The sequence below is a fragment of the Streptomyces sp. NPDC051183 genome (assembly GCF_040682455.1).
GTDB lineage: Bacteria > Actinomycetota > Actinomycetes > Streptomycetales > Streptomycetaceae > Streptomyces.
In genome coordinates, this window is the sequence record NZ_JBFBBA010000001.1 from 1 (window position 1) to 23,623 (window position 23,623).

A 23,623-nucleotide genomic window follows, 5' to 3' on the forward strand; every position below is an offset into this window, starting at 1 on the left:
GTCATCGACGCCCCCGCCAACGACTACAAGCCCTTCGGCGAAGCAGGCGACACCGGCGAACGCTCCATCCTCCTCGAACTCCGCGTCGGCTGACCACCGCACCCACGCAGCCCGCTCCGATTCGCGCGTGCCACCATGCGCTGAATCCAGTTCGTAAGGAAGATCCACATGTTTGCTCCCCGTCCGCGTGCCATGCGGATGACCGGCCTGATCGTCGGTGCCACGACCGTCACGGCCGGCCTGTTCTCGGGCGGCGTCGCCCAGGCCGTCTCCGGCCCCGAGGCCGCCGCCGGTCAGCACACCGCCACCGTGAAGCTGACCATCGGTGACGAGGCCAACAGCCGCGGCTGCTCCGGCACTCTGATCGACTCGTACTGGCTCGCCACCGCCGCCTCCTGCTTCGCGGGCACGGCGGGCGAGCAGGTCCCGGCCGGCAAGCCCGCGCTGAAGACCATCGCCACGCTCACCGACGGCAAGACCGTCGAGGTCACCGAGCTCGCCCCGCGCACCGACCGCGACCTGGTCCTGGCCCGCCTGGCCACCCCGGCCGCCGGCATCGCCGGTGTCAAGCGCGCGACCACCGTTCCCGCGGCCGGCACCGACCTGACCGCGGCCGGGTTCGGCCGTACGAAGACCGAGTGGGTCCCCGGCAAGCTCCACACCGGCACGTTCACCACGAACGCCACCGACGCCACCACCCTCACCATCACCGGCAAGGGCACCGACGTCCTCTGCAAGGGCGACACCGGCGGCCCGCTCCTCAACGCCGCGGGCGAGCTCGTCGGCATCAACAGCCGCTCCTGGCAGGGCGGCTGCCTCGGCACCGACGCGGCCGAGACCCGTACCGGCGCCGTCTCGGTGCGCACCGACGACCTCGGTGGCTGGATCGACCAGGTCCGTTCCGCGGCTGCCGGCTGGAAGGCCGAGACCGTCGTCCAGGCCGGCAACACCCTCTACCAGGGCATCCGCCTCGCCGGTGGCGGCTGGACCGGCTTCACCGACGTCCAGACCACGCAGGCCGGCAACATCGGCGGCATCCGCACCGCGGCCGTGGCCGGCATGGGCAGCGACACGCACGTCGTGGCCCTGGCCACCGACGGCACCCTGCGCCACACCATCCGCAAGGCGGACGGCACCTGGAGCGGCTTCGGCGACATCGGCGCCGTGGCCAACTACCTCGGCAACATCACGCAGGTCTCCGCCGTCTCCATCGGCAACGACCTGCACGTGGTCGTCGTCGCCGACGGCAAGGTCTTCCACACCATGCGCTACGCCAACGGCACGTGGGCCCGGTTCGGTGACCTCGCCCCCGTCGCCGGTCCCATCAACACCGTGACCTCGGTCGCCACCGCCAGCGCCGGCGGCCAGCTCCAGGTCACCGCCGTCTCCGGCGGCAAGGCCTTCCACACGCTGCGCACCACCGCCGGCAACTGGGCCAAGTGGGGCAACGTCGCCGACGCCGCCGGCGCGCGCGGCCCGATCACCTCGGTGAGCATGGCCGGCACCGGCAACGACGCCCACCTCGTCATCGCCACCGACAACGGCACCCGCCAGTACCACGCCATGCGCAAGGGCGACGGCACCTGGGAGCGCTTCGGCGACCTGAAGGACGTCCTCGGCACCGTGACCGCCAAGTCCGTCGCCGCGGGCAGCGTCGACGGCGAGCTCCAGCTCGCGGTCACCACGTCGGACAACAAGGCCCTGCACACCATCCGCCACACCGACCGCACCTGGAACACCACCAGCACGGTCGACCTGCAGGGCACCAGCGGCACCCTGGGCGCCATCTCCATCGCCGGCACCCTCTAGTACCGCTCCTGGCGCCGCGGGGCCGACTCGCAGCCATCTCTTCCCGAGGAAGATCCATGTCTCATTCCCGTCCGCGCCCCGCGCGGACGGGTGTCGGCCCCGAGGCCCGGACCGGGCCAGCACATACACCGTGAAACTGGGCACGGCCTCGGCGACCTGATCGCGGCCAACAGCAGCAACGGGCGCTGTTCCTCTGGGCCGGGAACAGCAACGGCGTCCACACCACCGCCAAGAAGGTGACCGGCGGCTGGGACTTCGTCCATCCCGTCACCGCCGACTTCACCTGCGGCGGCAAGAGCGACCTCACCGCCCGCGACGGCTCCGGGATCCTGAGGCTCTGGGCCGGCGACGGCAACGGCGTCTTCAACCGCCCCGTCACGCCCGGCAGGTGAGCCGTCCAGGCCGTCTCACACATTCTCGCGGACCGCGCCGCCGGACCCCGCAGTGCTCTTCGGCGCTGCGGGGTCCGGTCCGCAGTCCTGCCTCCATCTTGCTCCAGAAGGAAGTCCATGTCTGTTCTCCGTTCGCGCTCCGCGCGGATGTCCGGCCTGCTCGTGACCGCGACCGCGGTCGCCGGCGGCCTGATCTCGGCCGGCCCCGCCCAGGCCCTCACCGGCCCCGAGGCCCAGGCTGGCCAGTACGCGTACGCCGCCAAGCTGAGCATCGGCGACGAGGCCACCAGCCGCGCCTGCACCGCGACGCTGGTCAACGCGCGCTGGGTGCTGACCGCCGCCTCCTGCCTGGCCGCCAAGCCCGGTGACGCGATCACGGCCGGCCAGCCCGCGCTGACGGCCACCGCGACCTTCGCCGGCGGCCAGACCCGCGAGATCGTCGAGGTATCCGCGAGCGCCGCCGACCGCGACCTGGTCCTGGCCCGCCTGGCCACGCCCGTCACCGACATCACCCCCGTCAAGCGCGCCACCACCGCCCCCGCGGCCGGCACTGACCTGGCCTCGGCCGGGTTCGGCCGTACGAAGACCGAGTGGGTCCCCGGCAAGCTCCACACCGGCACGTTCACCACCAACACCACCGACGCCACCACCCTCACCATCACCGGCAAGGGCACCGACGTCCTCTGCAAGGGCGACACCGGCGGCCCGCTCCTCAACGCCGCGGGCGAGCTCGTCGGCATCAACAGCCGCTCCTGGCAGGGCGGCTGCCTCGGCACCGACGCGGCCGAGACCCGTACCGGCGCCGTCTCCGCCCGCACCGACAACGTCGGCCAGTGGATCGACCAGACCACCGGCCCCCGCAACAGCTCGCAGGTCTCCGTGCTCGCCGGTGGCGGCGGCACCATGTGGTCGCAGTCCGGGGACCTCGGCTACGGGGAGTACGGGCAGGCCTGGGGCAAGGTCGACGGCCAGAACATCTCCCGCGTCACGAGCGCGCGTGCCGGTGAGTACCTGCGCGCGTACGGCATCGCCGGCGGCAAGGTCTACAGCCGCGATCTCAACACCCGTACGAACCAGTGGTCCAACTGGGGCGAGATCCCCGGCGGCGCGGCAGGCACCCGGGACATCGCCGTCTCGATCGTCAACAACGTGGCCTACGTCCAGATCGCGGGCGCCGACGGCTCCCTGTACACCCAGGTCGGCGACTACAACGCGGGCCGCTGGAACAACACCTGGACCCAGGTCTCCGCCTCCGGCCTGACCAGTGTCACCAGCGTCGCCGCCGGCACGGGCGTGCGCCTGTACGCCGTCGCCGACGGCCGCGTCTACGGCCGCGACCTCAACACCCAGAACGGCTCCTGGACCGGCTGGGGCGAGCTGCCCGGCGGCGCCGCGGGCGTCAAGGACATCGCGGCCAGCCTCGTCGGCAACAACGTCGAGCTCCAGATCATCGGCGCCGACGGCGCGGTCTGGATGCAGTACGGCAACTACGACTCCGGCTACTGGAACCAGGCCTGGACCCGGGCGGGCGGCAGCGACCTCACCCGCCTGAGCAGCAGCCCCGTCGGCAAGAGCGTCAACGTCTACGCGGTCGGCGCCTCCGGCAAGGTCCTCAACGCCACCCTCCAGAGCGGCCCCGGCACCTGGACGCCGTGGAAGGAGCTCCCCGGCGGCCTCACCAACACGGCCGACGTCAGCGCCACCGCCGTCGCCGCGCCCACCAAGGTCTCCCTGGCAGCGGGCAGCCAGGGCACCCTCTGGAGCCAGAACGGCGACCTCGCCACCGGCTGCTACGGCGCCCAGTGGGCCCAGGTCGGCGGCGTGGAGGTCACCCGTCTGACCAGCGTCACCGCCGAGAACCACGTCCGGTACTACGGCATCGCCGGCGGCAAGGTCTACGGCCGCGACCTGGACGTCCGCAACAACACCTGGTCGAACTGGGGCGAGATCCCCGGCGGCGCCGCGGGCGCCCGCGACATCACCGCCGCGCTCGTCAACAACGTGGTCTACCTCCAGATCGCGGGCTCGGGGGGCTCCCTGCACACCCAGGTCGGCGACTACAACGCGGGCCGCTGGAACAACACCTGGGCCGATGTCTCCGCCTCCGGCCTGACCAACGTCACCAGCGTCGCCGCCGGCACGGGCGTGCGCCTGTACGCCGTCGCCGACGGCCGCGTCTACGGCCGCGACCTCAACACCCAGAACGGCTCCTGGACCGGCTGGGGCGAGCTGCCCGGCGGCGCCTCCGACGTCAAGGACATCTCCGCCAGCCTCGTCGGCAACAACGTCGAGCTCCAGATCGTCGGCGCGAACAGCGGCCTGTGGCTCCAGTACGGCAACTACGACGCCGGCCACTGGAACCAGGCCTGGACCGACGGCGGCGGCACCGGCCTCACCCGCATCACCAGCACCCCGTCCGGCAAGAACGTCCACGTCTACACGGTCGGAGCCAACGGCAAGGTCCAGGGCTCGATCCTCATGAGCGGCCCCGGCACCTGGACGGCGTGGAAGGAAGTCCCCGGCAACCTCGCCGGCACGACGGACGTCACCGCCACCACCCGCAAGTAGCGCCGTCCCAGCAGCCCGCCCCGCCCGCGCCAGGACGAACGCGTCCACGCGGGCGGGGCGGGTCTCGGCAGAAGTCGTGGCCGGGGAGGGCACCGTTTCAGACGGTGCCCTCCCGCTCGGCTGCCGCGGTCAGGGGGCACTCCAGCAGGTCCGCCCGCTCGGGTGCGGTCGGCAGGGCCCGGGAGATCGCGACCAGGAGGCCGCGGTACTCCGACTCGGCGGAACGCAGGGCGACGGCGGCGAGGACGCTCTGCTCCTCATCGGCCGGAGAGTCGCGTGCGCGGTCGTGCGCCGCCGCCTTGAACATGGCGGCCAGGCCGACCGCCACGGCTTCGCGCTCCGTGCTGCCGCTCTCCTTGGCCCGGTGGTGGGCGAGCCCGCGCACCTCGTCCGTGCAGTAGGCGCACAGTTCCAGCATCCAGTCGTGGATGTTGGTCATCCGGTACACCAGCACCTGTTCGGGGCCGGAGTACCAGGGTGTGGTCAGGAGCATCGTGTTGCGAGAGGCGGTGTCCGGGTGCCGGACGAGCCGCCACAGCGGCCCCAGGGCGAGGATCAGGCGGAACGGCTGCCACACCCGCTCGATCAGCCGGGGGCCGAAGACCGGTACGAGGAACCCGAAGCCGATCATCATGCCGCTGACCGACATGAAGGGCGCCAGGCTGTCGTTGAGCACGTCCCAGTCACGGCCGGCCCAGCGGGCGGCGATGGCGGTGAGCTTGAAGACTCCGAAGATGATGTTGGCGACGGAGGCGATGACGAGGACGAGCAGTCCGACGCGCAGCGAGCCGTCGACCGTGGTCTTCTGCCCGCGCCCCTTGTTCCTGCTGATGTCCAGGGTCCAGTTCCAGCACATCGCCGCCGTGGCTACGGCGGCCACGACGTAGGCGAGCAGGTACAGGACGAGCATCTCGCCGATGAACGGGGTCGTCGCGTAATAGGTGTCGAAGTCCCGCGGCCGCTCGACCGGCGCCTCCCCCACGAGGAACAGGACCACGATGGCCGCGATCACGAGGCAGCAGCCCAGGATCCAGCCGCGTACCCGCTGTTTCGTACGGAGGTCCGCCCGCGAGTCCCCGCGCCAGTGCTCCGTGAGCACCAGGCAGGCGCAGGAGTACGCGGTGAGGACGCAGTGGACGAGGAGCGCCGAGAGGTTGCTGATCCCGGTGACCCGGTTGACCAGGGTCACCGTGGGCGGGGCGGACAGGACGAAACCCGCGCACGGCAGGAAGATCACGAAGTTCACGGTGCGGACCATCGGGCTGCGCCACCCTCGGAGGAGAGCGGGCAGTTTCGCCACCAGGGCCACGCCCAGCATGGCCGCGGGGATGTAGTAGTTGACGCCTGGCTGCATGCTCAGCCTTCCAGGGAGGCCCAGATACGGCCGGCCACCCCGCCCTGCGGCGTACTGCTGTGGGTGCCTTCCAGGTAGGGCCGGAACTTCGCCGCCAGCAGGCGGCCGAACTTCTCCGCGCGCCGTTCCTCGTCGAGGGCGGCGTCCGTACGCGCGGCGACGACGTACGCGACCGCGTCGCTGAGGCTCCACCGCGCTCCGAGCGTGCGCGCCGCGGCAGTGGCCCCGGCTCCGACGCCGTGATGGCCGCAGCGTCCTTCCTTGCGGTGCCACAGCTCGTGCCCCAGGATCACGATCTGGTGCAGCGGCGAGGTGTTCACCTCCACCGCGATCAGGTCGTAGTCCCCCATGTCGAGCCAGAGTCCGCTGACCGTGTCGGTCGGGAAGGACTCCATCATCAGGCGGACTTCACGCCCGCTGCTCTCGGTCAGATAAGTGCATATCGCTTGGAACAGCTCTCGCGGGGCATCCGGTATCGGACGCATCACCCCCGTGAACAGCTCGTCCCGATGCCGCTTCATTTCGCGGGAGATGCCCACCGCGTCCCACCCGTCTTTCCCACCGGACGCACCAGTTCCCCCTGGCACGTCGTGTTACTTGCTCGCCCCGCCCGCGGGCCACGGGTCCCCCGAACCGTGGCCCCCTGTCATTCCGATGCCGCACTCCCGTCCGCGGCGGCCCGGGCCTCCCGCGCGCGTTCCTCGCGCGACCGCCGGGCAACCGATTCGATCAAGGCGATGATGGGCTGCGCCGTATCGGCGGGTACGTCGGCCAGGGCGCGGGCGGCGTAGCCGACGACTCCGAGCTCGGACTCCAGGTACGCCGCCGGGTCGGTGCGCTTCAGACGCTGGAGGTCTTGGTCCTGACGCTCCACGGTCCGTTCGAGCAGGTCTTTGTGGATCTGTTGCAGGACCCGGTCCAGGGCCTCCGCGGGCGGGGCCATCAGGAACTCGATCTTCTCTCCGAAGAAGCCCGCGATGCCGGCCGCGTGATCGAGGTTCGGGGCCTTGCCCGTCTTGATCATCTTGTCGAGCCACTGCGCGCTCGTACCGGCGCCGCCGGCGATCTCCGCCAGCGAGTAGACCCGGCGGCTGCCGTCCGGGGAGGAACGCAGGCGTGTGGCGCGCAGGAAGAGGATCCGGTCGACCACCTGGCGGTGGCGCTCCTCCACCGGGTCGGCCGCGCCGGCGCCGGGCGGTACCCGCTCTCCGCGGAGCAGCGCCTCCACGTCCGCGGCGGGCAGACCCGACGCGAACGACAGCCCGCCCTCGCCCTCGACCCGGAGCACGTCCTCGCGTTTGAGTCCTGCTCGCTCGAGGAGCGGGACGATGCGGTTCACGGTCTCGGTCGGGTCCGCGAAGGGCTTCTCACTCACGCATACTCCCGCTGGACTCTGGCTGTTACGAACGCTGCTGCGATCGCGACAGTAACCACTCCGTCAAGGGGAAGCAACCAAGGATTGCTTCCCGTCAGCCCGGGTTGAAGCGGAGCCGGGGCCGGGGGTCGGAAGTATGACCGAATGGTCACAGGATGGGATACGGGGAACGGTGCTGGTGGAGCCTGCATCTACCGGGTCGGCGGGGCGCGCTTCGGCGCACGCGCCGGACGGAATCGGCTAGAACCGGCGGACGGCCGCCGGGTGCGAACAGCAAGGCGGCGCAGGGATGAAAGCGGTATCGGTGACGGGCGGCCCCTCCGAAGACCCGAAGACGGGCACCTCGCCCAAGGCCGAGTCCGGGACACGAGCCCCGGCCGGAACCCCGGCCCAGACCGGAGCCGAGGCCGGGGCGCAGGCCTCTGGCGAGGCCGGGACCGGGACCTCAGGCGAGGCCGTGACCGGGACCTCAGCGGTGACCGGAACCCGAACCTCAGGCGAGGCCGGGGCCGGAGCCTCGGGCGAGGCCGGGGCGCACGCCTCGGGCGAGGCCGGGGCGCACGCCTCGGGCGAGGCCGGGGCGCACGCCTCGGGCGAGGCCGGGGCGCACGCCTCGGGCGAGGCCGGGGCCGGAGCCGAGATCGAGATCACGTCCTCAGTCGGGGCAGCGACCGCGGTCGAGTCCGGAACAGCGGCCGAGATAGGCATCGGGGTCGAGCAGGCCGAGGCTCCCGGGTCGGATGCCGAGGCCGGCCTCGCGGCCGGTACCGGTGCCAATCCCGGGGCACATCCCGACGCCTGGACACGTCCCGGGGCCGGGACCAACGCGGGGACCGTTCCCGGGGCCGCGGCCCCGGCCGGGACCGGGGCCGGGGCCGGGGCCAGGGGCGGAGCCCGTCCCGGGGCCGGGGCCGAGGAGCGGGCCGGGGCCTGGGCTCAGGGCACGACGGGACCCGGTGCCGGGGTCGGGGCGCGTCCCGAGGGCGAGGCATGGGCGCGCACCGGGGTCAGGGCTGAGGGCGGTGCCGGGGCCGGGGGTGGGTTCGTCGCCGGGGAGCGGGCTGGGGTCCGGGGGGTGGAGGTGGATGCTGAGCGGACGAGTCAGTTCGTGGCGCTGAGGCCGCTCGACCTGCCCGCGGCCCCCGCCCGGCCCGTGCAGGAGGCGGCACCCGCACCCGCACCGGCACCGGCACCGGCACCCGCACAGTCGGCGCCGCTGCCGCCGCTTGATCTGCTGGCCGAGCTCACCAACACCGCTCCCCCGCCGGAGACCCCCCGGCGGACCGTGACGCGCCGGGTCAAGGTGTGGACGCCGATCCTGGTGCTCCTCGCCGGCGCCGTCACCGGCGCCCAGTTGCTGCGGCCCCTGCCCGCGCCCGCGATCGTGGCCGCCGAGACCGTACACACCCTCGACGGGTCCCTCTCGCTGCCGTGGCCCGCCAAGGGCCAGGGCGCCGTCCGCATACCCGGCTCCGGAGACATCGGCACCTTCGGCGAGCAGAAGCCCGTGCCGACGGCCAGCGTGGCCAAGGTGATGACGGCGTACGTGCTCCTCAAGGACCACCCGCTGGGCAAGACCGAGGCGGGCCCGCAGATCGCGGTCGACGCCAAGGCCGTGGCCGACGGCACCTCCGAGAACGAGTCCCGGGTGGAGGGGCTGGTCGAGGGGACGAAGTACAGCCAGCAGGACATGCTCAAGATGATGATGATCCCCTCGGGCAACAACGTCGCCCGGCTGTTGGCCCGGTGGGACTCCGGCACCGACTCCGAGGCGGCCTTCATCGCGAAGATGAACGCCGCGGCGGCGGAACTGGGCATGAAGGACACCACGTACACCGACCCCAGCGGTCTGGACGCGGGCACGGTCAGCACCGCGGTGGACCAGCTGAAGCTCGCCGAGGCCGTCATGAAGTTCGACGCGTTCCGCGCGGTCGTCGCGATGCAGAGCGCCACCGTCCCCGGGCTGCCGCAGCAGCTCGTCAACAACAACACCCTGCTCTCGGCGCCCGGCCTGAGCGTCATGGGCATCAAGACCGGTTCGAGCACGCCCGCCGGCGGCGCGCTGATGTGGGCCTCGTACAAGAGCGTCGGCGACGACACCCCGCTGATCCTCGGCACCCTCATGGAACAGCGCGCCGAAGGCGCGGACCCCAACGCGGTGCGCAGCCTCGCCCTCGTGCTGGCGAACAGCAAGAAGGTCATCGAGTCGGTCCGCCAGGCGCTGACCTCGGCGCCCGTCATCCGCAAGGGGCAGGTCGTCGGGTACGTGGACGACAAGCTCGGCGGCCGCGCCCCGCTGGTGGCGGCCAAGGACCTGAACGTGGTCGGCGTACCGGGCCAGCAGCTGCGGATCTCGCTCGGGACCGGCGCCGCGCCGTTGCCGCGCTCCGCGAAGCCCGGCGCCGAGGTCGGCGTGCTGACGGTCGGCGAGGGGAACGGGGCGAAGAGCGTGCCGGTGGCGGTGCGTGACGGCCTGTCCGAGCCGTCGTTCGGCACCCGCCTCACCCGGCTCGGCTGAGGCGACGGCCCGCGCGGTCGCCCCGGCGCCCCGTCGCCCCGGCGCCCCGCGGCCACCGCGGCACCGCCGCCCCGCGGCCCCCTCAGCCCATGACGCGCGGCAGGCGCAGGCTGAGGAGGGCCGTCAGGGCGACCAGGCCCAGTTGGACCAGCAGGGTCACGGCGAGGGCGTCCCGCGTGCCCATCGACGGGACCAGCGTGAGGAAGAGGCTGCCCAGCGTCGCCACGCCCACGGCGAGCGCCGACTGCTGGGTGGTGCTCATGACTCCGCTGCCCACTCCGGCCCGGTCGGCCGGTACGTCCGAGAGCATCAGCCGTATCAGCACCGGCAGTTGGAGGCCCTGGCCGAGGCCGGCGACGGCGACTCCGGGAGCGAGCTCGGCAAGTCCGAGATCCGGCCGACCCAGCTGGACGGCGAGCAGGATCAGGGCCACGCCCACGCCCTGGAGCACGCCGCCCGCGGTGATGACCCGGCTGCCGAACCGGCCGACCAGGCGCGGGCCGGCGAGCGAGGCCGCGAAGAAGGCGACGGCCATCGGCGCCAGTGCGAGCCCGGCCGCCACCGGCCCCATGCGCAGACCCTGTTGCAGGGCCACCGCGATCACGAACATGAACCCGCTGAAGCCGATCGAGAACGGCACGACCATCACCAGTCCGCGCCGCAGCGACCGCAGGCGCAGCAGGCTCGGCGGCACCAGCGGACTGCGGCCGAGGCGGTCGGCGCGGTGCTCGGCGAAGCAGAAGGCCGCGGCGGCGAACGGGAAGACGCCGAGCGACACCCACGTCCACAGCGGCCAGCCGGTCGCCCGGCCCTCGGTCAGCGGCAGCAGCAGGGACACGAGCGCCAGCGCGAGCAGCAGCGTCCCCGGTACGTCGACCGAGGCGGGGCGCTCCGAGCGGGTCTCGGGGACGGCACGGACGGCGAGCACCAGCCCGAGGACCACCACCGGGACGTTCACGAGGAACACCGAGCGCCAGCCGGAGCCGGCCACGTCGGCGGCGACCAGGACGCCGCCCAGGATCTGCCCGAGGACCATGGACAGTCCGGCGGTCGCTCCGTAGAGGCTCATCGCCCGCGCCCGGCGGGCGCCCTGGGTGGTGGCCTGGATGGTGGCGAGCACCTGAGGCAGCATCAGCGCGGCGGCGGCTCCCTGGGCCACGCGCGCGCCGACCAGTGTCCAGGCGCCGGGGGCCAGGCCGCAGGCGAGCGAGGTCAGGCCGAAGGCGGCCATGCCGATCAGGAAGAGCCGGCGCCGTCCGGCCGTGTCGCCGAGTCGGCCCCCGACCACCAGGAGGACCGCGTACGCGACTCCGTAGCCGGCGACGACCAGCTCCAGCACGGCCGGGCCGGCGGCGAGGTCGCTGTCGATGGCCGGCAGCGCGACGTTGACGATGAAGAAGTCGATCAGCGGCAGGGCGCCCCCCAGGAGCACGGTGAACAGCCCGAGCGGACCCAGTACCGCTCCGTGGCGGATGGCGGGGACCGGGCCGGAGCCCGTGGCGGCGGGTGTGGACGGATGGGCCGTACCGGTGGTTGTTTTGCTCACGGGGAAGACGATCCCCGCGGCCTCAGCCTGGTACCAGAGTCTCTTCATCCTGGTACCAGGAGTACCTGGCATCCGGCTGAGCGGTACGGCAGGCTGCTTCCATGACCACTGTTGCCCCGGAGAGCGATGTACGTCGGCACGAGCTGGCGGAGTTCCTGCGCAGCCGCCGCGAGCGGATCGCTCCCGAGCAGGTCGGGCTCGTACGGGGCCGCCGTCGGCGTACGCCCGGGCTGCGCCGCGAGGAGGTCGCGCAGCTCTCGGCGGTCGGCGTCACCTGGTACACCTGGCTGGAGCAGGCCCGGGAGATCCAGGTGTCCCCGCAGGTGCTGGACGCCTTGGCGCGGGCCCTGATGCTGGACGCCAGCGAGCGCACGCACCTGTTCTCGCTGGCCGGCGCCGTGGATCCGGCCGCGCACACGCCGTGCGCGACCGTGACGCCGGCCCTGCGGGCGGTGCTCGACCAGTTGGACCCGGTTCCGGCCAGCATCCAGAACAGCCGGTACGACATCCTCGCGTACAACTCGACATTCGGGCGGCTGCTGTGCGATCTGGACGGGGTGCGGCCCGAGGACCTCAACTGCATGTGGCTGGCCTTCACCCATGCGGACTGGCGGGCGGCCGTGGTCGACATGGCGGAGGTCAACCGGGTGATGGCCGCCAAGTTCCGGGCCTCGATGGCCGAGCACCTGTCGGAGCCGGCCTGGAAGACGCTGCTGGCGCGGCTGGAAGGGGCGTCGGCGGAGTTCCGTGAGGCGTGGGCGCGGCACGAGGTCGTGGGGCCGGGCGCGAAGGTGAAGTACATCCGCAACGCCCATGTGGGCCTGCTGCACCTGGAGTACACCAACCTGTGGCTCGGACCGGCGGCCGGCCCCCGGCTGATCGCGTACGTGCCGCGGGACGAGCGGACGCGCGAGCGCCTGGAGCGGCTGCGGGACCTGTCGCGCGCCGGGGTCTGACGGCCCGACGGCCCGGCAGGGCAGCCGGCCCGTCCGGACTGCCCTGAACTCGACTTGACCGCGGTCCGCCGGGCCGGAAGCGCCCCCACGGGTCCGGGGTGCGGGTGACGATGGCCGCTGCCGTGTACTCCCGCACTCCCCGACACGACAGGAGCGCGCCTGTGACCAGCCCGACCGAGCCCGTCGACCCGACCGAGCCCGTCGAACCCACGGGTCCCGTCGACCCCTTCCTCCCGTCTCCGCTGCACGACCTGATGTTCGGCCACATCCACTCCGCCGCCCTGCGGGCCGTGGTCGTCCACGGGGTCGCCGACCACCTCGCCGCCGGACCCCGTACGGCCGAGGACCTCGCCTCCCGTACCGGCACCGACGCCGCCGCCCTGCGGCGCGTCCTGCGGCTGCTGGCGAGCCGGGGCCTCTTCTCCGAGGACGAGCGGGGTGGCTTCCGGCTGGAGGAGGACGGGCAGCCGCTGCGGACCGACGTGCCGGGATCGCAGCACGCCGGCGTGGTGATGATCACCGACCCGATGTTCGCGCGGTCAGCTCCCGGGCTCCAGGACACGCTGCACACCGGGCAGCCGTCCTTCGACCTCGTCTACGGCATGCCGTTCTTCGAGCACCTGCTCAAGTCCCCCGAGGACCGGGCCACCTTCGACGCCGGCATGGCGGCGTTCTCCGGCGCGGAGGACGAACTGGTCGCGCAGGGCTACGCGTTCCCGGAGGGTGCCCGGGTGATCGACGTGGGCGGGGGCCGAGGCGGTCTGCTGGGCGCCGTACTGGACCGGCAGCCGTCCCTGTCCGGCGTGCTCTTCGACCAGTCGGCAACCGTGGCCGAGCACCTGCTGGACCGGCCCGGGCTCGCGGGGCGGTGGCGCACCGAGAGCGGCGACTTCTTCACCGCCGTACCGTCCGGCGGTGACTTCTACGTCCTCAAGCACATCCTGCACGACTGGAACGACGAGGACTGCCTGCGCATCCTCGGCTCGATCCGCCGCGCGGCGGAGCCCGGCGCCCGGCTGCTCGTCGTCGACTCCGTCCTGCCCGGGAACAGTGCGCCGCATCCCGCGCTGGAACTCGACATCGTCATGCTGATGGCCCTCAAGGGCCGCGAGCGCACCGCCGCCGAGTTCGGGACACTGCTGGACCGGGCGGGCTTCCGGCTCCAGCGCATCCTGCCGACTCCGGCCCTGCCCTCGATCGTCGAGGCCGTCGCGGTGTCACCGTGATTCCGGCCGGCCCGCTCCACCCGGCTGCTCGCCCGCCATAGGCCGCATTCGAGCCAAATCAGCTCGGTGCGCCCGCCGCCGGTCACATCGCTCCCCCGCGCACCGTCATGGCACTGGCAACAACCTGAGCATTCTGAAAGGAAGCCGGCCATGGAAACACGTTCCACCACCGTCGAGGAGACCCTGCGTTCGCGCATCTCCAACCCCGTCGACCTCGTCCCCGAGATCGAGGACCTGGCTGGGCTGCTGTACAAGGCCACCGCCAACCGGTCGGTGCCCCGGACCACGATCGGCCTGGTCCACCTCCGGGCCGGTCAGCTCGTCGGGAACACCTATTTGACCGTCATGCACTCGGACCTCCTGCGCAAGGGCGGGGAGACCGAGGAGCGGCTCGCCGCGGTGGCGTCGTGGCAGGACGCGCCGTACTTCACCGAGGCCGAGCGTGCCGCGCTGGCGCTGGTGGAAGCCGTGCTCCTGCCGTCCGCCGGCGGCGAGCGGGTCTCGGACGAGCTGTACGCCAGGGTGTCCGAGCACTACGACGCCAAGGCGCTGATCACGCTGACGATCGCGATCGGGCAGGTCAACTTCTTCATACCGCTCGCCGTCATCGGCAAGCCGCTGCCCGGCAAGTCGCCGGTCGAGCAGTGGACGTAACAGCGGCCGGATAGCGGGAGGGGGGTGCTGCGCGCGTGCGCGCAGCACCCCTCCCCTCTACCCGACGAACTCCTCGTCCCCGTAACGGATTTCGGCCTTGCTCCAGTCGACCCCGAGGGACTCGGTGAACTTCCGGGCGAGCGGCAGGTCGGCGAGCGGGGCGATGAGGATCAGCCGCCCGCCCACGGTGACGGAGCCGCCGCCGAGCCGGTCGCGGACCTCGGGGTCGGCGAGCAGTGCGTCGTGCAGCCGGGTCGGGTTGACTCCGTCGGCCCGGATCTCGACCGCGTCGGTCTCGGGCGAGGTGCGCGGCAGGCAGCGGAAGGTGAGCACCGATTCCTGCTTGTACTCCTTGCGGATGACGTCGGCGATGTGGTGCAGACCGGCGGGGCCGACCCTGTTGACGTCGAACTCGCGCGAGCGCTCGTAGGTGGCCTGCTTCAGGTCGCCGGACCAGAACACCCCGTCGAGCAGGGTCGAGGCGCCGGGCTTCGCGCCGTGCGTGCGGATGATGTCGCGGACGTCGTGGTCGAACCGGGTCAGGCGGGTCTTCAGCCGCGGGTCGGCCGGGTCCGTGATGGTCGCGGTGTTGTTGGTGGCGAAGATCTCCGCCGTGGGGCAGCCCCGGGCGGGCGACGAGGGGCTCGCCTGGGCGGTTCCCGTCCCTGCGGCTCCCAGCGTCAGGACTCCGACCGCGACCAGGACGCGCAACTGCCTCATGCCTCAACTCCTCACGGGTGGACTCTCGATGCCGCTCGTGCGCCCGAGGGTCGGCGGGCCGCGGCCATCGCATCCTAGGGCGGCGGCCCGGCCGGTACGTGCCGTCGTCCCACGGATGGCGGATATCGGACGGTGTCCGGCGCGACCGGCGCCATGGCCGGGATCCACGCCTTGCCCGGGTTTCCTACGCCGGGGAACCTGCGGAGGAGGCACGGACGACATCCGGTACAGGGGGAATCGTGGAGTCATCAGGGACGGGCACACCGTTCACGAGCAGGCGCGAACTGCTCCGGTGGGGCTGTGGGGCGGGCCTCGCGGCGGTGGGGCTGGGCGGCCCCGTGGCCGCCGCACCGGCCGCGGCCGCGGCCGCCGCGGCGATCGGCGACGGCAGGACGTTCATGGCGTGGCGGGGCGTCACAGGGGATCAGCGGGTCTTCTGGAGCGAGTTGCGCGACGGGACCTGGACCGGGCCGCAGTCCGTCGCCGATACCTACGGCAGCAGCGGGGTCGCCCTGGCGGGCCCGTCCAACGGCCCGCTGCACATGGCGTGGAAGGGCGTGGAGGGCGACCAGCGGATCTGGTGGAACCGGTACGACGGCTCCGCGTGGTCCGGTCCGCAGCCCGTGCCCGACGCGGGCAGCAGCGTGGGCCCGGCACTGGCCCCGTACTCCGGGGTCTTCATGGCGTGGAAGGGCATCGAGGGCGACCAGCGCATCTGGTGGAACCGGTACGTGTACGGGCAGTGGACGCCGCCCCAGCAAGTCCCCGATGCCCTCACGAGTTTCGCGCCCGCGCTGGCCGTCAACCGCATCGGGACCTACGGCGAACCCGTCATGGCGTGGAAGGGCGTCGACGGGGACCAGCGGATCTGGTGGAACACCTATCAGGGCGGCGACTCCGGCCGGAACGCCTGGACGGGACCGCGGCCCGTGGACGGGGCCGCCACCAGCGCCGGTGTCGCGCTGACCGGGCCGCCGGGGGGCGGCCTGTTCATGGCGTGGAAGGGCGTGCAGGGCGACCAGCGGATCTGGTGGAGCCGGCTCTACCCGGGCAGTGGGGCCTGGACAGCGCCCCAGCCGGTGGCGGGGGCGAGCAGCGGCGTCGGGCCGGCCCTCGCCTTCCACGGCGGGTTCGTCCAGATGACGTGGAAGGGGGTCGACGGCGACGAGCGCATCTGGTGGAGCCGGATCCATCCGAACAGCGGGGGGTGGAGCGCGCCGCACCCGGTCGGCAGTGCGATGACGGCCTTCCGTCCGGCGCTGGGGACCATCGGCAACTGAGCTCCCGATATGGGGACCACTCCCCGCTTCTGCTACTGTCGCAGCCAAGCGGGGAGTGCTCCCCATTTCCGTACGAGGAGGAACCCCCATGAGCGCCGCGACACTTGGGGAACTGGCACCCGCGGGCACCGACATCGCCGTCGACCCGTACCCGGCCTACGCGGCCCTGCGGGACAAGGGCTCCGTGCACCGCGTCCTCGTCCCCGGATCCGGCGAGACCTGGCTCGTCCTCGGCCGGGACGAGGTCCGCGCCGCGCTCACCGACCCCCGGCTGCGCAACGACATCCGCCACTCCTCCTCGTGGCAGGACGACGGCGGCCACGCCATCGGGCTCAACATGCTCCAGACCGACGGAGCCCAGCACGCCCGGCTGCGCACCCTGGTCGCCCGCGAGTTCACCGCGGGGCGCGTCCAGGCCCTGCGGCCCCGCGTCCAGCAGATCGCCGACGCCCTGCTCGACGGTCTGCTCGACGCCCTCCCCCAGGGCGGCGCCGCGGACCTGGTCGCCGAGTACGCGCTGCCCCTGCCCCTGACGGTCATCTGCGAGCTGCTCGGCGTACCGGCCGGGGACCAGCAGGACTTCCGCACCTGGTCGAACGAGATCGTGGCACCCTCGTCGCCCGCGGCGGCCGGCGCCGCCGTCGCCGAGATGACCGGCTACTTCGCCGCACTGATCCGGCGCAAGGGCAGCGCTCCCGCCGGCGGGCCGACCGCGAATCCGGACGCAGATCCGGCCGTAGATCCGGGCGCCGACCTGATGGGCGCGCTCGTCGCGGCATCCGCGCGGGAGGACGGGCTGTCCCCCGAGGAACTGCTCGGCATGGCCTTCCTCCTGCTCGTCGCCGGCCACGAGACCACCGTGAACCTGATCTCCGGCGGGGTACTGAACCTGCTGCGCCACCCGGACCAGCTGGCCGCCCTGCGCGCCGACCCGGGCCTGCTCGACGGCGCCGTCGAGGAGATGCTGCGCTACGAAGGGCCCGTCACCGCCGCCGCGTTCCGCTTCGCCGCCGAGCCGGTGGAGATCGGCGGCACCCTCGTACCCGCCGGTGACAGCGTGATGCTCTCGCTGGCCGCGGCCTCCCGCGACCCCCGGCACTTCCCCGACCCGGACCGCTTCGACATCCGCCGGGCGCCCCGCGGGCATCTGGCCTTCGGCCACGGGGTCCATCACTGCCTGGGCGCCCCGCTCGCCCGCGTCGAAGGCTCGATCGCGCTCGCGACCCTGCTGCGGCGCCTGCCCGGCCTCGCCCTGGCCGCCGCTCCCGAATCCCTGACCTGGCGGTCGGGCACCATGCTCCGGGGCCTGACGCAACTGCCGGTGCGCTGGACGCCGTAGCCGGCCGATGGTACGTGTATCCGCCACTGAGCCTTCGTTTTGGCGCGGAACCAGCGGCTCGCGCGGGCCTGCCGACGGCAGACTGGGCAGATCAGCGACCCCGACCACGAGGATTGCCCGTGCCCGTACCGATCATCATCGACTGCGACCCCGGACACGACGACGCCCTCGCGATCATGCTGGCGGCAGCCGACCCCGCCGTCGACCTGCTCGCCATCACCACCGTCGCCGGCAACCAGACCCTGGAGAAGACCACGCTCAACGCCCGCCGGGTGTGCACGGTGGCGGGGATCACCGGCGTACCCATCGCGGCCGGCTGCGACCGGCCGCTGCTCCAGCCGCTGGCCGTGGCGGACGACGTGCACGGCGAATCCGGGCTGGACGGACCGGAGTTCCCGGAACCCACGGTCGAGGTGGTGCCCGAGCACGCGGTGGAGCTGATCCACCGGATCCTCATGGAACACCCGGAGCCGGTCACGCTGGTGCCGACCGCCCCGCTGACCAACATCGCCCTGCTGCTGACCCGCTACCCCGACAGCGCGGCCCGCATCCGCGAGATCGTGTTGATGGGCGGCTCCACCGACCGCGGAAACCGCACCCCGGCCGCCGAGTTCAACATCCACGGGGACCCGGAAGCCGCCGACATCGTCTTCCGCAGCGGGGTCCCCGTGACCATGTGCGGGCTCAACGTCACGCATCAGGCACTGGCCACACCGCAGGTACTGGCCCGCTTCGAAGGACTCGGCACCGAGCTCGGGCACATCTGCGCGGAGCTGCTGTCCTACTTCGCCTCCACCTACAAGCGCCTGTGGGGCATGCCGCACCCGCCGCTGCACGACCCCGTCGCGGTGGCCCGGGTCATCGACCGGTCGATCGTGGGCTGCGTCGACGCGAACGTCACGGTGGAACTGCACGGCCAGTACACCCGAGGGGCCACCGTGGTCGACCTCCACCAGTACCTCGACCGCCCCGTGAACGCGCAGGTCGCGGTGACCCTCGACGCCGAACGGTTCTGGGACCGCATGGTCGGCGCCGTCGCGGCCCTCGGCGCCCGGCACACCCCGTAGGCCCGCCGCCGGCGCCGGCGGGTCAGCCCGCGATCGGGTACAGCATCCCGCGCCGGCCCGCGGGCGAGGCCAGCCACTCCAGCTTCTCGGCCGTGTCGGTGCCCGGCAGCGGGTTCTGGAGCACGATCGACAGGTCGGGGCGGGCCGGGACCCGCAGCGTGGTCGACTCCACGTGCAGCTCGCCGACGACGGGGTGTTCCATGTGCTTCTGGATCTGACCGCCGGGCCGGACGTCCCGCCGCTCCCAGAGGGCGACGAACTCCGGGCTGAGTGCGCGCGCCTCCTCCAGGACCGCCTGGAACCCCTCGTCCTCGGGGTGTTCCGCACAGGCCGCCCGGAACTGGGCCACGACGTCGCAGGCGATCTCCTCCCAGTGCGTGGAGCGGGCCCGGTAGATCGGGTCGGTGAAGAAGGCGATCAGGCAGTTCTGCACGATCTCCGGACGCATCCCGAACACCAGCGCGGCCGCGTCGTTGTACATCACGGTGTTCCAGTACGAGTCGATGATGTGCGCGGGGAACGGCATCCAGGCGTCGATCAGCCGCTTCAGGCCGTGGCACATGTCCCGGTCGCCCGGCGCGACTTCCAGCGCCGGTGGATTGAGTCCCGACAGGACGTACAGGTGCCGGCGCTCGGCGCTGCTCAGCTTCAGCACCCGGCTCACCGCGTCCAGGACCTGCGCGGACACCGTGATGTCACGGCCCTGCTCCAGCCACTGGTACCACGAGACCCCGACCCCGGCCAGAACGGCGACCTCCTCGCGGCGCAGGCCCGGAGTGCGGCGGCGGGCCCCACCGTCCGGCAGCCCCGCCTCGGCCGGGCTGACCCTGGCGCGCCGGCTCATCAGGAACTCGCGCAGTTCCGTCCTGCGGTACTTGTCGATCGGTGTCGCCACGAAATCCCCCTGTCGGCTGCCTGGTGGTACCAGCAACAGGATAAGTTCCCACTCTTCACGGACATTCCCGCTCCGTGAAGGTGGTGCTCATGGCGATCGACACACATACGACAACCACCGCGCCGCACACGGCGGCACCCGCGGACAACCGGCTCTCCGGCCGGGCCAAGCTGGTCCTCTTCGTCCTCTGCGCCGCCCAGTTCATGGTGGCGCTCGACTTCTCCGTACTGAACGTGGCCCTGCCGGTGCTCGGCGAGGACCTGGGCCTGAGCCGCTCCGCCCTCCAGTGGGCGGTCACCGCCTTCGCGCTGCCCTCCGGCGGTTTCCTGCTCCTGTTCGGCCGGATCGCCGATCTCTACGGCCGCAAGAAGCTCTTCCTGACCGGCCTCGCGGTCTTCGCCGCGGCCTCGCTCCTCGCCACCCTCGCCTGGGACCCGGCGTCCTTCCTGGCCGGGCGCGCCCTACAGGGCCTGGGCGCGGCGGTGATCGTGCCGACCGGCATGTCCCTGCTGACCACGACCTTCCCCGAGGGGCCCCAGCGCGACCGGGCGCTCGGCATCTCGGGCACCCTGCTGTCCCTCGGCTTCACCATCGGCATGGTGCTCGGCGGCGTCATGACCGACACCCTCGGCTGGCGCTCCACGATGGGCCTGCTCGCGGTCGCCGCGGTGGTCGTGCTGGTGCTCGCCCCCGGGCTGCTGCCCGAGTCGCGCACCCCGGAGCGGCCGCGGCTGGACGTGCCGGGTGCCGTCACCGTCACCGGTGGTCTGCTCGCGCTGATCTACGCCCTGTCGACGGCTGCCCAGCACGGCTTCGGCGGCGCGGACGTCCAGGGCACGCTGGCCGCCGGACTGGTGCTGCTCGCCGCCTTCGTGGTGGCGGAGTCGCGGTCGGCGGCCCCGCTCGTCTCGCTGCCGATGCTGAAGCGGCGTACGGTCGCCTGGGGCAACATCGGCGGTCTGGTGACCTTCTCGATGATGTCGACGGTCGTCTTCGTGCTGACGCTCTACCTCCAGGAGACGCTGGAGCTGTCGTCCTTCCGGACCGGTCTGGTCTTCGGCATCCAGGGCATCGCCTCCGTCTTCGCCGGCGCGTTCGCCCCGAAGGTCATCGGCCGCTTCGGCGCCCGCCGCACGCTGGTCGGCTCGCTGCTCGGCCAGGGGCTGTTCACCGCCGCCCTGCTCACCGTGGGCAGCGGCTCCGGCGCCCTGGTCGCGACCGTCGCCGTGTCGGTGGCGAGCATGTTCCACCTGGGCGCGATCATCTCGTACGGGCTGACCGTGACGAGCGGCGTGCCCGACGGGGAGCAGGGGCTGGCCACCGGCCTGGTCACCACCACGCAGCAGGTCGGCCTCACGATCGGCATCCCGCTGCTCGGCGTCCTGGCCACCACTCAGGCCTCGCTCTTCGACGGGGTGCGGACGGTCCTGGCGATCGACGCCGCGATCATGGTCGGCGCGGCGCTCCTGGTGGCGATCGGACTCGGCCGCCGGAAGGCCTGACCGTACGACAGCCGATCCGAAGCGGGACGGACCTCGTGTCCGGCCCGCTTCGCCGTCGTGTCCCGGGAGTCGGCGGGAAGTCAGCCGGTGACGGGCGAGACGGCGACGCAGCCGCCGGCCGTGGCCAGGTCCTCGCCCGACTTCTCCGCGATGGTCTTGCCCTTGTAGACGATCCGGCAGGTGATGCCGGCGGTCGTGGTGTCCGCGGCGTCCGCCGCGACCGGCAGGACGGTCGGCGGCATGATGCCGCGCAGGGTGACGGTCTTCGACCACGGGAGCGCGGGCTTGTCCGCCGTCGCCAGCTTGGGGTCGGTCGCGGTGCCCTCGCCGGCGGAGTACTGGATGGAGGCCACGTCCTTGCCGGTGACCTCGTAGGTGACCTGGTAGGTGTCGTCGACCACCTTGTCGACCTTGTCGACCGTCTCGGCGCCGCCGCCCGAGCACGCGCTCGCCCCGAGGAGGAGCGCGGCGGCGACGGTTGCGGTGCGGGCGGTGCGGTGCATGGGTGCGTCCTTCACGGCGGAGCGGGCGGATCATCTACGCAATCGCAAAGGCACCGCGAAGTCAAAACGACTCAGCGGCCCGAGGCCGGTCGGATGGCGTTGCGCCAGACCGTCACGTCCAGCGTGATGTATTTGCTGGGCGAATCCTCCGGCGAGAAGCCCTGGACCGTCAGGAGGCCCAGGTGGCCCGTTCCGGTGATGACGCAGACCTGCCGTCCCTTGGACAGCTTGTTGACGTAGACGTTCTGGGTGAAGCGGGTGTCCTCGCGGCAGGCGGCCAGCGAGCCCTCCTGCCCCGGGTCGAGCAGCACCAGCTGTCCGCCCTGGCTCTCCGCGTCGAGGTACCACCCGGTGTCGTAGGAGAGCTCGTAGCCGCCGTCCTCACCCTGCTGGGGGCGCAGCGAGTCGTCGCTGAGCGTCAGGTGGTAGCCGGCCGTGAGGTTGATGCCCTTGTGGTCGACGGGCTTCGGATCGGCCTTGGCGCTCGGCTCGGGCGAGCTCTGCCCGCCGCCGCCGGCGTTGTCGGACCGGCCGCCGCCCTGTGCCTGCTGCCCCTTGTCCTTGTCGTCGTCCTTGAGCGCGACGTACGCCGCGCCGCCGCCGACGACGGTGAACACCAGCGCGGCCGCGAGGGCGGCGAGCGCGCCCCGCCTGCCGCCGCGCTGCGGAGGCCGGGGCGCCGGGGCCCCCGGGTAGGCCGGCATGGGCGTCGGGGCGTAGGCATGGGCGTGCGCCGCGGGCGGTACGGGAACGGCCACGGGCGGCGGAGTGCGGTACGGCTGAGGCGGCTGGTACGCCGGGGCCGGCCCGTAGCCCGGGGGCGGGGCGGCCGCCGCGGGCGGGGCGGCCGCCGCGGGCGGGGCGGCGGCCGGGCGCACCGGCGCGGTGGGCGTGTAGCCGACGGACGGCGCGACGGTGGGCGGCGGCGGGGCCTGGACCGGGGCGGGGGCGGCCGCGCGGACCGTGATGTCGGCGGCGACCGGACCCGGCAGCCAGTCCTCGGGCCGGCGCAGCACCGTCTCCGCGTTCGCCGCCTGGCAGAGCGCGATGATCTCGGGGATCGACGGCCTGGCTCCGGGGTCCTTGGCCAGGCAGCGGGTGACCAGCTCCGTCAGCCGCGGCGGCACTCCGCCGAGGTCGGGCTCCTCGTGGACGATCCGGTAGAGCACGCCGTGCGAGGTCCCCTCCCCGAAGGCGGGGGATCCCGTGGCCGCGTACGCCGCGACCTGGCCCAGCGCGAAGATGTCGGTGGCCGCGGTGACCTTGCGCCCCGCCGCCTGCTCGGGCGCCATGAACGATGGGGTGCCGATGGTGACGCCGCTGCCGGTGAGGGAGGTCGCGTCGGCGGCGTAGGCGATGCCGAAGTCGATGACGCGGGGGCCGTCGGCGGCGAGGAGCACGTTCGACGGCTTGAGGTCGCGGTGCACGATGCCCGCGCCGTGGATCACGTGCAGGGCCTCGGCCATGCCCGCGATGAGCAGCAGCACCGCCTCGACGGGCAGGGCGCCGTGCGCGACGACGGCGTCGGCCAGCGAGGGGCCCGGGACGTACGCCGTGGCCAGCCAGGGCTGCGCGCCGTCGGTGTCGGCGTCGATGACGGGAGCGGTGAACAGCCCCTGTACGCGCTGCGCGGACTGCACCTCCTGGGCGAACCGCCTCCGGAATTCCTGGTCTTCGCCGAATTCCGGGCGGATCACCTTGATCGCCACCGGCCGCCCGCCCGGCGTGTACGACAGGTACACCTTGCCCATGCCGCCCGCGCCCAGTTTGGCGGCCAGCCGGTACCCGGCGATGGTGGTCGGATCGTCTCCCGTCAGCGGCTGGAAAACCTGTGCGGAACCGCCCGGGCCGGACTGCTGACCACTCATCAATTCATGTCTCCCACGCAGAACACCGGTCTCGCAGGGCACCCTATCCAA

General features: G+C 72.6%; 19 protein-coding genes. 11 read left to right on the forward strand and 8 right to left on the reverse strand.

The genetic code is table 11. The features are described 5' to 3' along the window. The first annotated feature begins 168 nt into the window (after positions 1-168). The 3 genes from AB0M99_RS00005 (at position 169) to AB0M99_RS00015 (ending at position 4,769) form a co-directional block, all read left to right on the forward strand. Positions 169-1,809 (forward strand): trypsin-like serine protease, encoded by a 1,641-nt coding sequence (locus AB0M99_RS00005; RefSeq protein WP_365915768.1) that lies wholly within the window; start codon positions 169-171, stop codon positions 1,807-1,809. Between the two features lie 236 nt (positions 1,810-2,045). Further along, positions 2,046-2,201, forward strand: a complete 156-nt coding sequence (locus AB0M99_RS00010; RefSeq protein ID WP_365915770.1) for a hypothetical protein — start codon at positions 2,046-2,048, stop codon at positions 2,199-2,201. 117 nt (positions 2,202-2,318) lie between these two features. Then, positions 2,319-4,769, forward strand: coding sequence for a trypsin-like serine protease (locus AB0M99_RS00015; protein ID WP_365915772.1), 2,451 nt, complete (start codon positions 2,319-2,321; stop codon positions 4,767-4,769). Positions 4,770-4,866: 97 nt separating this feature from the next. On the opposite strand, the gene AB0M99_RS00020 is transcribed toward AB0M99_RS00015, so the two are convergent. The 3 genes from AB0M99_RS00020 to AB0M99_RS00030 form a co-directional block, all read right to left on the reverse strand. Further along, complete coding sequence (locus AB0M99_RS00020; RefSeq protein WP_365915774.1) at positions 4,867-6,123, reverse strand: DUF6545 domain-containing protein; 1,257 nt, start codon at positions 6,121-6,123, stop codon at positions 4,867-4,869. Between the two features lie 2 nt (positions 6,124-6,125). After that, complete coding sequence (locus AB0M99_RS00025; RefSeq protein WP_365915776.1) at positions 6,126-6,521, reverse strand: toxin-antitoxin system, toxin component; 396 nt, start codon at positions 6,519-6,521, stop codon at positions 6,126-6,128. A 248-nt stretch (positions 6,522-6,769) separates the two neighbouring features. Next, positions 6,770-7,498: a hypothetical protein gene (locus AB0M99_RS00030; RefSeq protein ID WP_365915778.1), complete on the reverse strand. Its 729-nt coding sequence runs from the start codon at positions 7,496-7,498 to the stop codon at positions 6,770-6,772. Between the two features lie 289 nt (positions 7,499-7,787). Here AB0M99_RS00030 and AB0M99_RS00035 point away from each other — a divergent pair, with 289 nt between their 5' ends. Beyond that, entirely contained in the window at positions 7,788-10,016 is a 2,229-nt protein-coding gene (locus AB0M99_RS00035; protein WP_365915780.1) for a serine hydrolase, read from the forward strand. Between the two features lie 82 nt (positions 10,017-10,098). Here AB0M99_RS00035 and AB0M99_RS00040 read toward each other — a convergent pair whose 3' ends face one another. Next, positions 10,099-11,610, reverse strand: a complete 1,512-nt coding sequence (locus AB0M99_RS00040) for an MFS transporter (RefSeq protein WP_365915782.1) — start codon at positions 11,608-11,610, stop codon at positions 10,099-10,101. A 53-nt stretch (positions 11,611-11,663) separates the two neighbouring features. On the opposite strand from AB0M99_RS00040, the gene AB0M99_RS00045 reads away from it, so the two are divergent. From AB0M99_RS00045 to AB0M99_RS00055, 3 genes are all read left to right on the forward strand, one after another. After that, a complete protein-coding gene (locus AB0M99_RS00045; RefSeq protein ID WP_365915784.1) occupies positions 11,664-12,518 on the forward strand; it encodes a helix-turn-helix transcriptional regulator in 855 nt (284 codons plus the stop codon). 161 nt (positions 12,519-12,679) lie between these two features. After that, positions 12,680-13,744, forward strand: a complete 1,065-nt coding sequence (locus AB0M99_RS00050) for a methyltransferase (protein WP_365915786.1) — start codon at positions 12,680-12,682, stop codon at positions 13,742-13,744. Positions 13,745-13,894: 150 nt separating this feature from the next. Beyond that, positions 13,895-14,398: a carboxymuconolactone decarboxylase family protein gene (locus AB0M99_RS00055; protein WP_365915788.1), complete on the forward strand. Its 504-nt coding sequence runs from the start codon at positions 13,895-13,897 to the stop codon at positions 14,396-14,398. 57 nt (positions 14,399-14,455) lie between these two features. On the opposite strand, the gene AB0M99_RS00060 is transcribed toward AB0M99_RS00055, so the two are convergent. After that, positions 14,456-15,118: a hypothetical protein gene (locus tag AB0M99_RS00060; protein WP_365915790.1), complete on the reverse strand. Its 663-nt coding sequence runs from the start codon at positions 15,116-15,118 to the stop codon at positions 14,456-14,458. A gap of 239 nt (positions 15,119-15,357) precedes the next feature. On the opposite strand from AB0M99_RS00060, the gene AB0M99_RS00065 reads away from it, so the two are divergent. From AB0M99_RS00065 to AB0M99_RS00075, 3 genes are all read left to right on the forward strand, one after another. Beyond that, complete coding sequence (locus tag AB0M99_RS00065) at positions 15,358-16,398, forward strand: hypothetical protein (protein ID WP_365915792.1); 1,041 nt, start codon at positions 15,358-15,360, stop codon at positions 16,396-16,398. Positions 16,399-16,486: 88 nt separating this feature from the next. Next, entirely contained in the window at positions 16,487-17,737 is a 1,251-nt protein-coding gene (locus AB0M99_RS00070) for a cytochrome P450 (protein WP_365915794.1), read from the forward strand. Between the two features lie 119 nt (positions 17,738-17,856). Next, complete coding sequence (locus tag AB0M99_RS00075; protein ID WP_365915796.1) at positions 17,857-18,804, forward strand: nucleoside hydrolase; 948 nt, start codon at positions 17,857-17,859, stop codon at positions 18,802-18,804. A gap of 22 nt (positions 18,805-18,826) precedes the next feature. Here AB0M99_RS00075 and AB0M99_RS00080 read toward each other — a convergent pair whose 3' ends face one another. After that, positions 18,827-19,648, reverse strand: a complete 822-nt coding sequence (locus AB0M99_RS00080; protein WP_365916500.1) for a helix-turn-helix transcriptional regulator — start codon at positions 19,646-19,648, stop codon at positions 18,827-18,829. Positions 19,649-19,788: 140 nt separating this feature from the next. Between AB0M99_RS00080 and AB0M99_RS00085 the strand changes: the two genes are divergently transcribed. After that, entirely contained in the window at positions 19,789-21,201 is a 1,413-nt protein-coding gene (locus AB0M99_RS00085; RefSeq protein WP_365915798.1) for an MFS transporter, read from the forward strand. Positions 21,202-21,281: 80 nt separating this feature from the next. On the opposite strand, the gene AB0M99_RS00090 is transcribed toward AB0M99_RS00085, so the two are convergent. Then, complete coding sequence (locus AB0M99_RS00090) at positions 21,282-21,704, reverse strand: MmpS family transport accessory protein (protein WP_365915800.1); 423 nt, start codon at positions 21,702-21,704, stop codon at positions 21,282-21,284. A gap of 71 nt (positions 21,705-21,775) precedes the next feature. Then, a complete protein-coding gene (locus AB0M99_RS00095; RefSeq protein WP_365915802.1) occupies positions 21,776-23,572 on the reverse strand; it encodes a serine/threonine-protein kinase in 1,797 nt (598 codons plus the stop codon). Positions 23,573-23,623 lie beyond the last annotated feature (51 nt).